Origin of the sequence: Halosolutus gelatinilyticus (assembly GCF_023028105.1) — an archaeon.
Classification (GTDB): domain Archaea; phylum Halobacteriota; class Halobacteria; order Halobacteriales; family Natrialbaceae; genus Halosolutus; species Halosolutus gelatinilyticus.
This window is the reverse complement of sequence record NZ_CP095491.1, coordinates 882729-895053: the sequence shown is the minus strand read 5'-3', so window position 1 is coordinate 895053 and position 12325 is coordinate 882729. Positions and strand designations below refer to the sequence as shown.

General features: G+C 66.2%; 15 protein-coding genes and 1 pseudogene. 13 read left to right on the top strand and 3 right to left on the bottom strand.

Annotation, left to right across the window (positions count from 1 at the left end):
* Positions 1-127 precede the first annotated feature (127 nt).
* On the bottom strand, positions 128-502 hold the full coding sequence (locus MUH00_RS04530; protein WP_247002576.1) for a VOC family protein: 375 nt from the start codon (positions 500-502) through the stop codon (positions 128-130).
* A 153-nt stretch (positions 503-655) separates the two neighbouring features.
* Between MUH00_RS04530 and MUH00_RS04525 the strand changes: the two are divergent.
* The 3 genes and pseudogenes from MUH00_RS04525 to MUH00_RS04520 all read left to right on the top strand — a co-directional run.
* A pseudogene (locus tag MUH00_RS04525) lies at positions 656-1576 on the top strand (MFS transporter); the annotation flags it as partial.
* A complete protein-coding gene (locus MUH00_RS23135; RefSeq protein WP_425603062.1) occupies positions 1551-1940 on the top strand; it encodes an MFS transporter in 390 nt (129 codons plus the stop codon). The pseudogene MUH00_RS04525 and the gene MUH00_RS23135, both read left to right, overlap by 26 nt.
* An 85-nt stretch (positions 1941-2025) precedes the next feature.
* Positions 2026-2544: a hypothetical protein gene (locus MUH00_RS04520; RefSeq protein ID WP_247002574.1), complete on the top strand. Its 519-nt coding sequence runs from the start codon at positions 2026-2028 to the stop codon at positions 2542-2544.
* Positions 2545-2576: 32 nt separating this feature from the next.
* Here the strand turns inward: MUH00_RS04520 and MUH00_RS04515 are convergent, their stop codons facing one another.
* Positions 2577-2939 carry a cell division protein SepF gene (locus MUH00_RS04515; RefSeq protein ID WP_247002573.1) on the bottom strand — a complete coding sequence of 121 codons (363 nt, stop codon included), beginning with the start codon at positions 2937-2939 and terminating at the stop codon, positions 2577-2579.
* A gap of 192 nt (positions 2940-3131) precedes the next feature.
* Between MUH00_RS04515 and MUH00_RS04510 the strand changes: the two genes are divergently transcribed.
* Together MUH00_RS04510 and MUH00_RS04505 are read left to right on the top strand one after the other, a co-directional pair.
* Positions 3132-4775, top strand: a complete 1644-nt coding sequence (locus MUH00_RS04510) for a S8 family serine peptidase (protein WP_247002572.1) — start codon at positions 3132-3134, stop codon at positions 4773-4775.
* Positions 4776-4859: 84 nt separating this feature from the next.
* Positions 4860-5621, top strand: a complete 762-nt coding sequence (locus MUH00_RS04505; protein WP_247002571.1) for a DUF1028 domain-containing protein — start codon at positions 4860-4862, stop codon at positions 5619-5621.
* Between the two features lie 34 nt (positions 5622-5655).
* Here MUH00_RS04505 and MUH00_RS04500 read toward each other — a convergent pair whose 3' ends face one another.
* Complete coding sequence (locus MUH00_RS04500; protein ID WP_247002570.1) at positions 5656-6135, bottom strand: RNA-binding protein; 480 nt, start codon at positions 6133-6135, stop codon at positions 5656-5658.
* A 375-nt stretch (positions 6136-6510) separates the two neighbouring features.
* On the opposite strand from MUH00_RS04500, the gene MUH00_RS04495 reads away from it, so the two are divergent.
* From MUH00_RS04495 to MUH00_RS04460, 8 genes are all read left to right on the top strand, one after another.
* Positions 6511-7365: an ABC transporter permease gene (locus tag MUH00_RS04495; RefSeq protein WP_247002569.1), complete on the top strand. Its 855-nt coding sequence runs from the start codon at positions 6511-6513 to the stop codon at positions 7363-7365.
* On the top strand, positions 7362-8234 hold the full coding sequence (locus tag MUH00_RS04490) for an ABC transporter ATP-binding protein (RefSeq protein WP_321576089.1): 873 nt from the start codon (positions 7362-7364) through the stop codon (positions 8232-8234). The genes MUH00_RS04495 and MUH00_RS04490 overlap by 4 nt, the downstream gene beginning before the upstream one ends.
* Before the next feature lie 6 nt (positions 8235-8240).
* Positions 8241-8858 carry a hypothetical protein gene (locus MUH00_RS04485; protein WP_247002567.1) on the top strand — a complete coding sequence of 206 codons (618 nt, stop codon included), beginning with the start codon at positions 8241-8243 and terminating at the stop codon, positions 8856-8858.
* 1 nt (position 8859) lies between these two features.
* Positions 8860-9147 (top strand): winged helix-turn-helix domain-containing protein, encoded by a 288-nt coding sequence (locus MUH00_RS04480; RefSeq protein WP_247002566.1) that lies wholly within the window; start codon positions 8860-8862, stop codon positions 9145-9147.
* Positions 9148-9238: 91 nt separating this feature from the next.
* Complete coding sequence (locus MUH00_RS04475; protein ID WP_247002565.1) at positions 9239-9532, top strand: DUF7562 family protein; 294 nt, start codon at positions 9239-9241, stop codon at positions 9530-9532.
* A 62-nt stretch (positions 9533-9594) separates the two neighbouring features.
* Positions 9595-10893 carry an RNB domain-containing ribonuclease gene (locus MUH00_RS04470; RefSeq protein WP_247002564.1) on the top strand — a complete coding sequence of 433 codons (1299 nt, stop codon included), beginning with the start codon at positions 9595-9597 and terminating at the stop codon, positions 10891-10893.
* A 284-nt stretch (positions 10894-11177) separates the two neighbouring features.
* Complete coding sequence (locus MUH00_RS04465) at positions 11178-11348, top strand: hypothetical protein (protein ID WP_247002563.1); 171 nt, start codon at positions 11178-11180, stop codon at positions 11346-11348.
* A gap of 450 nt (positions 11349-11798) precedes the next feature.
* Positions 11799-12290, top strand: coding sequence for a hypothetical protein (locus MUH00_RS04460; RefSeq protein WP_247002562.1), 492 nt, complete (start codon positions 11799-11801; stop codon positions 12288-12290).
* Positions 12291-12325: the final 35 nt, after the last annotated feature.

The following is a 12325-nucleotide window of genomic DNA, read 5'->3' as shown; positions in this document are numbered from 1 at the left end:
TTATAAATAATTTGGTTTCGAATCGACGACTCGCTGCGCGTCACGGCCGAAAATGACCGGCAGGCGAGCGACTCCGTCTTCCGATCGACCCGATCCCGACGAGCGTCAGAGCCGTCTCGATCGGCGATCACTCAAGCCGTTCGACGAGTTCGACGACGTAGCCGTCCGGATCCTCGACGAACGCGACGCGGCGGTCGATCGTCTCCATCGTCGTCGGTTCCTCGCGCACCGGCGGATCCGCCCGCGTTCGCAGTCGCTCGAACGTCTCGTCGGTGCTGTCGACGCCGACCGCGACGTGCGCCATCGTCCCCGGATCGATCTCGGGTCCGCCGTTCGGATCGTACTTGAACTGGAACTCGGCGTTCTCGCCGCCGATGTACACGTTTCTGACGCCGTCGTCGGCGGTGAACGACCAGTTCTCGGTCAGGCCGAGTCCGTCGACGTAGAACTCCCGCGTTCGCTCGATGTCGGATACCCAGATAGCCGTGTGAATGACGTCCATGCGTCGGCTGAGAACGCGGGTCTGCAAAGTGCTACCGGCTCCCGCGGCGATCGGGCGATCGACCGCCGACGTCCGGACGACGGCGACTATACCGGCAACCCAGTGCGCCTATCCTCGCCACTTAGGTGTGGCGAACGCGCTATCATCGATCGAATGGACAGTTCGGACCGTCGGATCGTGCTGTTTACGGCCGGCTCTCACGCCCTGGTCCACACCTACGAACTGTCGATCCCGATCCTGATGACCGTCTGGCTCGCCGAGTTTTCGACGACCGCGGCGACGCTCGGGTTGCTCGTCACGGTCGGTTACGGACTGTTCGGTGCCGGCGCGTTACCGGGCGGCGTCCTCGTCGACCGGTACGGATCGAAGCCCCTCATTCTCGCGTGTCTCGCCGGGATGTCCGGCTCGTACTTCCTGCTCGGACTCTCGAATTCGATCCCGACGCTGGGGCTTGCGATCGCTCTCTGGGGCGTCACGGCGAGCGTCTACCACCCGGCGGGGCTCTCGTTACTGTCGCGGCGGGTCGATCGAACGGGACTCGCGCTCGGCTACCACGGCATCGGCGGCAATCTCGGCATCGCGCTCGGCCCGCTCGCGACCGCCCTGTTGTTGCTCCGGTTCGACTGGCGAGTCGTCACGGCCGCGCTGGCCGCGCCCGCGCTCGCGGTCCTGGCGCTCGGATCGCTCGTGGAGACGTCTCCCGCGGACGCGGGTGCGACCGCAACGACTGACGGCGGCGACGAGTCGCCCTCGAACACCGCCGGCCGTAGCGAAACGGACGACACGAAGGGACGGATTACGATCGCGACCACCGTCGACGACACCCAGACGCTCGCCACGCTCGCGTTCGGTCTCGTTCTCCTCGTCGTGATGGCGAGCGGCCTCTACTACCGGGCGTTTCTCACGTTCCTGCCGGACCTGCTGAGCGACTATCTCGCGACGCTCGTCCGCGTCGAACTGGTCGCCCCGTCCAGCCCGTACGCCGAGGAGTTCGACCTCGCGCGGTACGGGTACGTCGCGATCCTCGTGGTCGGCGTCTTCGGGCAGTATCTCGGCGGCCAGCTCGCGGATCGGATGGCGACTGAGCGGGCGCTCGTGCTCGCGTTCGGCGTTCTATCGCTGCTCGCTGCTTCTGTTCGTGCCCGCGACCGCGATGACGGGGTCGTTCGTCGCCGTCTCGCTCTTGCTCGGAATCGCCCTCTTTACGATCCAGCCGCTCCAGCAGGCCGCGGTCGCCGAGCACTCGCCGCCCGGGACGCGCGAACTCTCGTTCGGATACGCGTATCTCGCGATCTTCGGCGTCGGCGCGCTCGGCGCCGGGATCGCGGGCGCGCTGCTCACGTACGCATCTCCCAGCGCGCTGTTCACCGTTCTCGCGGCCTTCGCCGCGACCGGCGCGACCGCCGCCTTTGCCTTGCTTCGCGCGGAGCGGCGCTGAACGACGGCGAGGTGCGCGGCGGCCGTCGAGCGATACGGTACCGGCACTACCATCAATTACAATACGTGTTCGATCGTGCGAGTAGATGACGACCGCGACGGATTCGCCGACCGACGGACGATCGCTCGGCGCCGGCGCCCAAGCGGCCGTCGGCGTCTACGTTGCGGCGATCTCCGTCGGGATCGCGTCGCTCGCCGCGGCCGCGGCAGCGGCGTCGATCGAGACCGCACTGTCGCTCGTTCCGACGATCTTCACCGCGGGTCTCGTCGTCGGCGCGCTCGCCGCGTGGGCTCGACCGGGGGTCGTCGCCCCGTTCGGCGCGTCGCGGTGGCGAACGGTCGCGCTCTGTCCGCCGGGAATCGGGCTCGGGATCGCGACCGGGACGCTGGCAGCGATCGACGGCGTCCCCGACCTGCGGCTCCTCGCGCCGGCCGGTGTCGGGGCCGCCGGGACGGTCGTAATCGGCGCGCTTCTCGCGCAGATCGCACACGACCGGTACGTCGAGACCGCGATCGCCGGCGATCCCGAGGCGGTCTTCGCGGCGATCGAGAGTGCGCGCGCCGGGTCGGTGCGGGTGCCGGAAGCTAGCCCGCGGCGTCGATGAAAGAGGGGCGCCGACCCGTTCGCCGCCCGCTGTTAGAAGTTCTGGCCCAGCTTTTCGCGGCTGATCCGGACGCCCGTGGGGGTGACGATGATCTGGTCGTCGCCCTTCCGAACGATGTCGCCGTCGACCTCGTGGGCGACCTGCCGGAGTTCGTCGACGATGTGTTCGACGGTGCTGTCCTCGGTCCGCAGACGCGTGATGTCCGCGATCACGAGGTCGCCGTCGTAGATGGCGTCTTTGATGTCGATCGCGTCGGCCTGGTTCCCGACTTCGGCGATGTGTACCTGCATCGTCGCCTCCGCCGACTCGGCGGCGACGGCGTCGAGGTCCAGTTCGACGTAGTCCTCGGCGGTCCGGGACTGGTTGCCGCCGAGAATCTTGCTCATGAGTCCCATTGGCGTTATCCATCCGGGCCGGCAGTATAGTTCTTACGTCAGACGGAATCTCTCGATCTCGTGACAGACGTCTCCGCGTGATGATTCGTCCTCGATTCCGTGAAAGTAAATCCTTTCTAAACATATTTTCAGATATAATCCAGTCGAATTATATCTCCGGTTAGAATGAGTGTAGCCACGGGTTGAGTATCCATGAAACGCGACGATCTCTCACGACGAACGGTACTACGAGGTGTCGGATCAGGTGTCGCCGGCGGCGCGCTGGTCGGAACGGCGGCCGCCGAACCGGACGGGGACGGGACCGAATACGTCGTCGGCCTCGATCTCGATCGCTCGGCGGACGACGTCCGCGCCGCCGCCGACTCGGTGCGAACGGAACTCGACTTCGGCCAGATCGGTCGGGCGATCGCCGGTCGCTTTCCCGACGCGGCGATCGAGGCGCTCCGGGATCACCCGAGCGTTCGCTACGTCGAACGAAACGGACGAATGCAGGCGATCCAGCAACAGTCCTCGGACAGCGTCGACCGCGTCGAGGCCGACGACGCGATCGAGAGCGGCGAGACCGGCGACGGCGTTAGCGTCGCGATCCTCGACACCGGCGTCGATCCGCAGCACGAGACGCTCGCCGGCAATCTGGGCGACGGCTACGCGGCCGCTGACGCCGCGTGTTCGACGTCCTGCGGCGGGTGGTTCGGGGGCGGCGGGAACGGCATCGGTAGCTGTCTCGAGGAGTGGGACGACGACAACGATCACGGCACCCACAACGCCGGCATCGTCGGCGCGGCTGACAACGGCGTCGGCGTTCGCGGCGTCGCGCCGGACGCCACGCTCCACCCGGTGAAGGTCCTGGGGTGCGACGCCAGCGGCACGTACGACGACGTCGCCGCGGGCATCAAGTGGTCCGCCGATCAGGGCCACGACGTCCAGAACATCAGCCTCGGCGCGCACACCGACACGAACGTGGTCCGGGACGCGGTCCAGTACGCCGCCGAGCGCGGGGTCGTGATGGTCGCCGCGGCCGGCAACGGCGGTCCCTGTAGCGATTGCGTCACGTACCCAGCCGCCTACGACGAGGTTATCGCCGTCACGGCGATCGACCAGAACGACCGGCTCGCCGACTTCTCGGCGACGGGCCCGGAGGTCGATCTGGTCGCACCGGGCGTCGGCATCCGTTCGACCGTCCCGCGCGACGACTACGCTGACTACTCCGGTACCTCGATGGCCAGCCCGCACGTCGCCGGCGCCGCCGCGACCCTGCTCGGCGCCGGCTACGACTCCGACGAGGTCCGATCGCGGCTGAAAGCGGCCGCCGACGACCTCGGCCTCGACGAGACTGAACAGGGCGCCGGCCGATTGAACGTCGCGAAGGCGCTCGACGCTGACGGCAACACTGACGAACCCGACGGCAACGAGGATGACGGCGACGACGAGAGTTCGGAGGGCGACGACGGCGAGAGTTCGGAGGACGACGGCGACGATGAGAGTTCGGAGGACGACGGCGGCAACGACGACCCCTCCGACAGCAGCGAGGACGAGGAGAATCAGGCCGATACCGGGTCGGATCCCAAGGTTGATCGAGTGGCCTCGAACGAAAAGGAATTCGGACCGTGGACGTGGGTTAACGTCGATTGGCGGGTCTCGGACGACGGCGATCTCGCTACCGTAACGACCGAACTGCTCGCGGGGACCACCGTCCAAGACGGTAAAATGTCGAGCGTCGGCGGATCGACTGCCACCGGGGAACACACGCTGCGACCGCGATCCGGCACCGATCAGGTGCGCCTCACCGTGACGGACGCGGACGGAAACGAGACGACCGAGACGCGGCCGTACTAGGCGGTAGTACGCTGCCCCGCTAGACCGCGTTCCGGGCCGTCGACGGCCGTCGTTTTTTTGCCGATCCCCCATGTCGTCTCGGGTATGACCTTCAGCATCTGCGTCCACGAATCGTACGAGACGCCGGACGGAGAGCGACACCGGCGGTTCGGGGTCGCCGTCACGACCCGGCTGCCGGGGGTCGGGACGCTCTGTCCGTTCGTCAGCGAGAACTGCGCGGTCGCGACGCAGAGCCTGGTCAACGTCGAACTCGGCCGACGGGGGGTCGCGTACGTCAACGACGGCCTGACCGTCGAGGACGCCCTCGAAGCGCTGCTCAACGCCGACGAGGGGGCGCCGCAGCGACAGCTCCACGGCGTCGACGCCGACGGGACGTTCGCGTTCTCCGGCGAGGAGTGTCGCGACTGGTACGGTCACCGCACGGGCGACCACTACACGGTCGCGGGGAATCTGCTGACCGGCGAGTCGGTCGTCGACGCCGCCGCCGAGGCGTACGAGGCGACCGCGGTCCACGAGACGATCGACGACACGAGCGACGGCCCCCGCGTCGGAGACGGTGCCGACCCGCTGGCGAAGCGGCTGATCGATGCGCTGGCGGCGGGCCACCTGGAGGGCGGTGACAAGCGCGAGAGCCTACCGGTTCAGAGCGCGGCCGTCGCCGTCGAAACCACCGAGGATCACGACGTGACGCCGCCCTACAACGACCTCCGGGTCGACGCGACGGAGACGCCGATCGCCGACCTGCGGGAGACGTACGACCTCGCGGTGCAGGGCTACGAGGATACGCTCGAACGCTACGCGGAGGCGTACGAAGAGGATTCGCTGGACGGGGCCAGAGCGGAGTAAGACGCCGCGCCGGCGAGCCGCCGGTGTGGCCCTCTCAGCCGGAAAACTCGAACAGTTCGTCGCCAACGTGGTGCAGCGAGTCGATCACTTTTCCTTCGTCGCCGACCATGTCCGCGCCCTCGACGCGGGCGCGGCCGACCGCGAGGATCTTTCCGTGGGTTTCTTCGGCGATCACGACCAGGTCGTCCGGCGAGATGTCGTCAGTCGCCTCGACGATCCCGGGGCGCATCACGTCGGCCCCGTCGCTGACGAACGAGATGGCGCCGGTGTCGACGGTCACCAGCCGTCGATCGGGTTCGTAGGCGTTCGCCCCCCGGACCGTCAGGAACGGTTCCTCGTCGAAGTACGCGACCTGCGGGGCGCCGTCGATGAGGACCACTTCCCAGTCGGTGTCTTCGAACACGACGCGCTCGTAGGTGTCTCCGTCGGGGGAGACGCCGAGTCCCGCCTCGAGCGACTCCTCGAGGTCGGCGACGGCGTCGCTGCGGAGATGGTGTCGAGATTTGACCTGCATACTCGCCCTACCTTCCGTAAACATTTAACAGAATAGGTTTGTCGTCCGTTCCCTCCCTCCCGCTCCCTCGAGCGGTAACCGCCGACGTGCCGCGGGAAACAGCCGCGCCGGTCGTGCGACGAGCGCCCGCGACGAACGAACCGCACGGCTCGTCACGATCAGAGGGTCAGCGCCGTTCGACGCGCGTTTCACCGGCTCTTGCCGCCGAGACCGCGGTAACGAGGCCCGCGCCGAACCGACGATTCCGATCGGGAGTTCCGTTCATTTTATGGCGAGAGCGAGTCGTGGCGCCGAACCGCATACCACTTTGCGGTACAAAGTAACTTTGCTGCAGAAAGTACTTTATACTGGATCAGCTAATGGAGGTCGAGAACGATGGCAATCGACACGACAACGGCGGACTCGACGGCGGGCGGCGCGACGCCCGCCTGGATATGGCTCACGCAGGTCAGGGCGTTCACGGAGCGCTGTCTCCGGGAAGTGAGAAACAGCTGGACGATGCTCTCCGTCGTCCTCGCCCTCCCGGCGGGGATGCAACTCCTGTTCGGAATGCAGTCGGAGGACGTGCCGGCCGAGTTGGTCGCCGCCATGGCGATCGGCACCGGGACGTTCGGCGCGATGTACATCTGCCTCTATATCTTCGGTTACCAGCTGGCCGGCGACCTCGCGGACCGCCGCTACGAGGCGTACCGATCGATGCCGCTCTTCCCGTCGGCCGACCTCGCCGGGCGGATGCTGAGCGGGCTCGTCCTCGCGGGGGTCGCGTTCGTCTTGACGCTCGCCGCCGGCGTCTACACCGGCGCGTCGTTCGGTCTCCGCGGGCCCGCCTCGATCCCGATCGTCCTCCTCGCGTTCGTCGTAACCTGCGCCTTCTGGATGATCGTCGCGATGCCGTTCATCCTGTACGCGCAGAACGAACGCGTCGCGGAGTACGCCGTTCCGATGCTCGCGATCGTCGGGTACATCGGGACCGGGATCAACGGAGCGAGCGTCGAGCTGTCGCCGATCGAGGGGGAGGTACTGAACTACCTGCCGAATACGCTCCCGACGCGGCTGCTCGTCTACCACCTGGTTCCCGGCGACGCGTGGACGGACGCGGGCGTCGTGCCGCCCGCGTTACCGACCGGCCCCGAGTACATCGTCCTGCTCGTCGCCTACGGCGCGCTCGCGCTCGCCGTCGGGACCGTCCTGCTCACCGCCGTGCTCTACCGGCGGGGGTGGCGGCCGTGAGTCGGACGTGTCTCGAGGCGACCGGGCTCGAGAAATCCTTCGACGGCGACCGCGTGCTCCAGGGAATCGATCTCACCGTCCGATCGGGCGAACTGCTCGCGGTGATGGGGCCCAACGGCGTCGGGAAGTCGGTGCTGTTCTCGTGTTTGGCCGGCAGCGAGCACCCCACGAGCGGCTCGGTTACCGTCTTCGACGACCCCGCCGCCGATCGATCCGACACGACGAGCTTTCTGCTACAGGACGCGCTGTGTCTCGAGCGGCTCACCGGTCGGGAGAACGTCCGATTCTATCGTCAGTTGCACCCCGCGTTCACCGACGACTGGCGCGAGTACGCCGAGGCGCTCGGCCTCGTCGACGACCTCGACAAGCGCGTCGAGCACTACTCCGGCGGCACGAAGCGCAAACTCGAACTGACCATCGCGCTGAGCATCGACGTCCCGATCTACCTGCTCGACGAACCGACCGCGGCCCTCGATCTGACGGTGATTCAGGAAGTTCACCGCCTGCTTCGCGAGAAACAGGCCGAGGGGAAGACGATCGTCGTCTCGAGTCACAGTCCGATGGACGCCGACATCGCGGACCGAATCGCGTTCGTCACCGGCGGCCGCGTCGCGGCGACCGGCGAGCCGGACGAACTGTTCGACGCCGTGCCGCCGGTGTTCGAGACCACCGTGACGAACGCCGACACCCTCGCCGCGGTGGCGATGGGCGGTCGGGTGTTCCCGAGCGACGGCGGCGTTCGGGCGTTCGCGCCGCCGGACGACGCGGCGTCGGCGACCGACGCGGAGGGGGTGACCCGGATCGAGCGACCGACGTACACCGACCTGTTTAACTATTACACGACCGACTTCGCAGACGCGAACGGGTGATCGAAGATGGAAGACGGCGATATCGACAAACGGGCCCTCCAGGAGGAACTCGGCCAGATCAAACGGGCCGTCGGCCTGCAGGAGGAGTACCCGTACTGGTGGCGGTGGTGGCTCGTCGAGGGGCTCGGTACCGGCGTAATCTTTCCGCTCCTCGAGTGGGGGATCCGTGACGGGTTCTCCGCGCCGCTCATCGTCGCGCTCGTCGCCGTGACCCTCGCCCATCAGCTCTCGCTGTATCGGATACAATCGCGGTACGAGCGACCGACGACCGGCATCCCCAGCTGGGGGCAGTGGCACCTCGCGCTCTTCGCCGGCACCATCGCGGTGTTCGTCGGCGTACGGCCGTTTTTCGACGCGGTCGACGGGGACGAGATCCTCACCCTCTGGCTCGTGCTCGTGGCCGGACTCCTCGGTCTCGGCTACCTGTACCTCGGGCAGCTCCTGCGGGCGTACGACATCAGGAAACCCGACAGGTACGCGTTCTACACCGGCGGCGTCTGGATACTCGTTCTGGCCGCCGCCATCCCCTACGTTCCGGCGGCACACGGCTTCGCATTCACGATCTTCGGCGCGAGCTACGCCAGCTACTGCATCCTCGCGTACGTCGTCCTCTCACGGGTGTAACATGGGATTCGACAAACTCGTCCACCAACCGACCCGCCTGCAGATTTTCGCTCACCTATACGCGAACGGCGAGACGAGTTTCACCGATCTCACGACGGCCCTCGACGTGACGGAGGGGAACCTGGCGAGTCACATCGCGAAGCTCGAAGAAAACGAGTGCGTCGCCGTCGAAAAACGGTTCGTCGACCGAAAACCCCAGACCACGTATCGGCTCACCGAGAAGGGCGAGGACCTGTTCGAGTCCCACGTCCGGACCCTCGAGAACCTGATTTCCGATCTCGACACCTGATCCGCGCCGCGGGACCGGTCGATCGCCCTGACACTACCCCGAAGCGAACAGTGTGCTAATTGCTAAGTGGTCGCACGGACTCGACCATACTATGTGGCCTTCCCGGAATCGAACGCGATCGGTCACCTGCCTCGCCTGCGGCAGCGAGGTCGAGCGCTCGACGGCCCGCGAGTACGACAAGTACGGCGACCGGTGGAACCGCGCCGACAAGGAGTTCGAGCACCTCTGTAAACCCTGTTACAACGACCTCTGTCACCACCCGCGCGCCGAACTGGAGGCGCTGCTGGTCGAACTCGAAGCGGGCGAGCACGACCGGGCCGAGTTCCTCCCGCGTTATCTGGCGACCGTCGAGGAGCGCTACGGGACTCTCGAAGAGGAGTCCTGACCCGCGATTCCGTTCGTTCCCATCCCGACACGACTTTCACTACCACGTCCGTACCCATCCGCATGAGCGACGACGCACAGGCCGACGCCGGTACGGCGGAAGGGCAGGGCCCCGTCGAGATCTCCGAAGATCTCGCGCGCCACCTCGAGAACAAGCGCGAGGAGCTGTTCGAGAAGTTCGAGATCCGCGACGAGTTCCCCGCCGAAGTGATCGAGGAAGCCGAGGAGCGGACCACGGACGTCCAGGCCGAGATCTCTGCCGGGATCGATGAGCGCGAGGACCTGCGCGACCTGACGACGTGGACGACCGACCCGATCGACGCCCAAGACTTCGACGACGCGCTCTCGATCGAGGAGCGCGATGACGAGTACGTCCTCTGGGTACACATCGCCGACGTCACCCACTACGTCAACCCGGAGACGGCGATGTGGGACGAGGCCGTCCAGCGCGGGAACACGGTCTACCTCCCCGGCTACACGATCCACATGCTCCCGCCGGTCCTCGCGGAGTCCGTCTGCTCGCTGGTCCCCAACGAGGAGCGGTTCGCCCACACCGTCGAGATGCACCTCGACAAGGAGACGCTCTCCTACGAGACGATCGACATCTACAAGTCGGTCATCGAGTCCGACGAGCGCCTGACGTACTCGCAGGCCGAGAACCGACTCGAGGACCCCGACGCGCCGCTGCACGAGGAGAACGTGCTGGTCCACCGGGTCGCCGATCGGATGCACGAAATTCGCAAGGAGGACGGCTCGCTCGTGCTCAACCCGAGTCGCGATCGCGCCCACACGATCATCGAGGAGTGCATGCTGAAGGCGAACAAGGCCGTCACGCACGAACTCATGTGGAACCGCGGGGTGGAGGCGATGTACCGGGTCCACCCGCAACCCAGCCCCGACGAGTGGTCGAAGGCCCTCCAAGAGATCCAGGAGTTAGACGGCGTTTCGATCCCCGGCGACACGTGGGACGACCCGCGGAAGGCCGTCAACGCGACACTCGAAGAGGCGCCCGGCCGCCAGCTCGACAAGATCCAGTGGGCCGTGATGAAGGTGATGCCCCGCGCGAAGTACATGAACGACCCCTTCGGCGGCCACCACGCGCTGAACTTCGAGATCTACGGCCACTTCACCAGCCCCATCCGCCGGCTCTCGGACCTGATCAACCACTGGATCGTCTACCAGAACGACGTCCCCGAGAACCTCATCGAACTCTGCGATCGGGCCAGTTCGAAGCAGAAGGACGCCGAGCAGTGCGAGCGCGAGTACAAGCAGTTCCTCCAGGAGGTCGGCCTCGATCCGATGGCGGTCAACAACCGCGGGATCGAAGTGGTCGACGAGGAGGAAGCCGAGAAGACACTCTGAGAGGTGGCGACCCGAGGCGGTTCACCCGCTCGTTCCGACCGATTTGCAGTAGTTGTAAGTTATACTACGTCAACAATTAGAACGGAAGCCACAACCCAACGAGGGACGGGCATGAGTGAAATGCCCCGGGTGCTGGAGACACCCGAGACGTGGCTTCCACCCTGACGGGTTCGAAGCCATGATTGCGTTTATTCTACCGGGACATAAACGTCCCGCACGATCGACGTATCGCACCACACGAGCACGATCGCCATCGACCGTCCCCACACGCGCCGGAGGCGACGATGGGCGCTGAGCGTTCCGACGGCGACTCGACCGCGTACCCGCCCTGTTCGGAGTGCGGCCGATCGGTGGCGGCGGTCACGGTCTTCGGGCCGATGGCTGCCATTGCCAGCCCCTGCGGCTGTGCCGTCTCGCCGACCATGTTCGACGGCGCCGGTCGCGAGCGCGAGTAAGCCGCCGATCGCGGGTACGATTCCCGTTGCTGGATGCGGCGGGAGCGCCTCCATTTTTCGCGGTTCCCGTCGATCGCGACACGACGATCCTGCCCGAGTCGTCTCCCGTGACTGCGATCGCGTCGACGTCTCGCTCGGGTTCGACGGCGTGGCCGGCGCGGGGACGCCCCGCAGCGCACCGGACGACGGGCCGTTCTACCGGAACCGGTACCGCGATCGATCGGTCCCGGGACGCAACCTGAGGCGAACGGTTCGGGACGTGTAACTGCGAACTTAGCGCTGATACTGCTACCATCTACCGAAAATGGTGACAAAGTCGTGCTGAATACAGCGCGCGTATGCAGCACGGACACGTCCTAACAGACATCGACCCGACTTGCTCGATACAGACAGCGACTCTCGGTCTACAGTGAATTCATTAATTATATAACGAGAATATCGTTATACGTCATGTTTGCCTTCCACCTCGATAGTCCGGTCGGGAGACGGATAGCCGAACCCGTCCTCGCGGTCCTCTTGGCGGCCACGGTAGTCAACGAATCCGAGATTCCTTTCGGAACCGTCCTCGGACCGGTTTGGGCCCCAGTAACGATACTCGTTCCTGGTCTCCTCGCCCTTTCCGTTCTGGTCGGTGTGCTGGCACGCGGACTGCGACTCGGTTCGGCAGTTCTCGGTTCCGGCGATCGGATCCAGCCCGGTGACGCGGTGGTGACGCGGATCCTCGCCTCGGTCGTGCTCGGATCCCTCGCCGTGTTCACCCTGTGGTGGGTCGTTGCAACGCTGTACGTCCACTATCTGGCGGAAACGGGCGGTGTTTCCCCATCGATCTGGGCGCTGTTGTTTGGAGGGGGACTCGGGGCCCTCGTCTTGGTACGGGCCGTGTTCTTTCAGTTGTTCCCGGAGGGGCCACTGTCCCGGCTGCGTGGCCCATCCGTCGAGTGATCCGGCTTCGGTCACCTACACATCGGTACTGCGGT

Coding starts and splice junctions, on each gene's coding strand:
- MUH00_RS04465 (WP_247002563.1), top strand. CDS start 11,178: ATGGGCGCTGAGCGTTCCGACGGCGACTCGACCGCGTACCCGCCCTGT.
- MUH00_RS04460 (WP_247002562.1), top strand. CDS start 11,799: ATGTTTGCCTTCCACCTCGATAGTCCGGTCGGGAGACGGATAGCCGAA.
- MUH00_RS04495 (WP_247002569.1), top strand. CDS start 6,511: ATGGCAATCGACACGACAACGGCGGACTCGACGGCGGGCGGCGCGACG.
- MUH00_RS04515 (WP_247002573.1), bottom strand. CDS start 2,939: ATGGGACTCATGAGCAAGATTCTCGGCGGCAACCAGTCCCGGACCGCC.
- MUH00_RS04475 (WP_247002565.1), top strand. CDS start 9,239: ATGTGGCCTTCCCGGAATCGAACGCGATCGGTCACCTGCCTCGCCTGC.
- MUH00_RS04505 (WP_247002571.1), top strand. CDS start 4,860: ATGACCTTCAGCATCTGCGTCCACGAATCGTACGAGACGCCGGACGGA.
- MUH00_RS04485 (WP_247002567.1), top strand. CDS start 8,241: ATGGAAGACGGCGATATCGACAAACGGGCCCTCCAGGAGGAACTCGGC.
- MUH00_RS04470 (WP_247002564.1), top strand. CDS start 9,595: ATGAGCGACGACGCACAGGCCGACGCCGGTACGGCGGAAGGGCAGGGC.
- MUH00_RS04480 (WP_247002566.1), top strand. CDS start 8,860: ATGGGATTCGACAAACTCGTCCACCAACCGACCCGCCTGCAGATTTTC.
- MUH00_RS04500 (WP_247002570.1), bottom strand. CDS start 6,135: ATGCAGGTCAAATCTCGACACCATCTCCGCAGCGACGCCGTCGCCGAC.
- MUH00_RS04530 (WP_247002576.1), bottom strand. CDS start 502: ATGGACGTCATTCACACGGCTATCTGGGTATCCGACATCGAGCGAACG.
- MUH00_RS04510 (WP_247002572.1), top strand. CDS start 3,132: ATGAAACGCGACGATCTCTCACGACGAACGGTACTACGAGGTGTCGGA.
- MUH00_RS04520 (WP_247002574.1), top strand. CDS start 2,026: ATGACGACCGCGACGGATTCGCCGACCGACGGACGATCGCTCGGCGCC.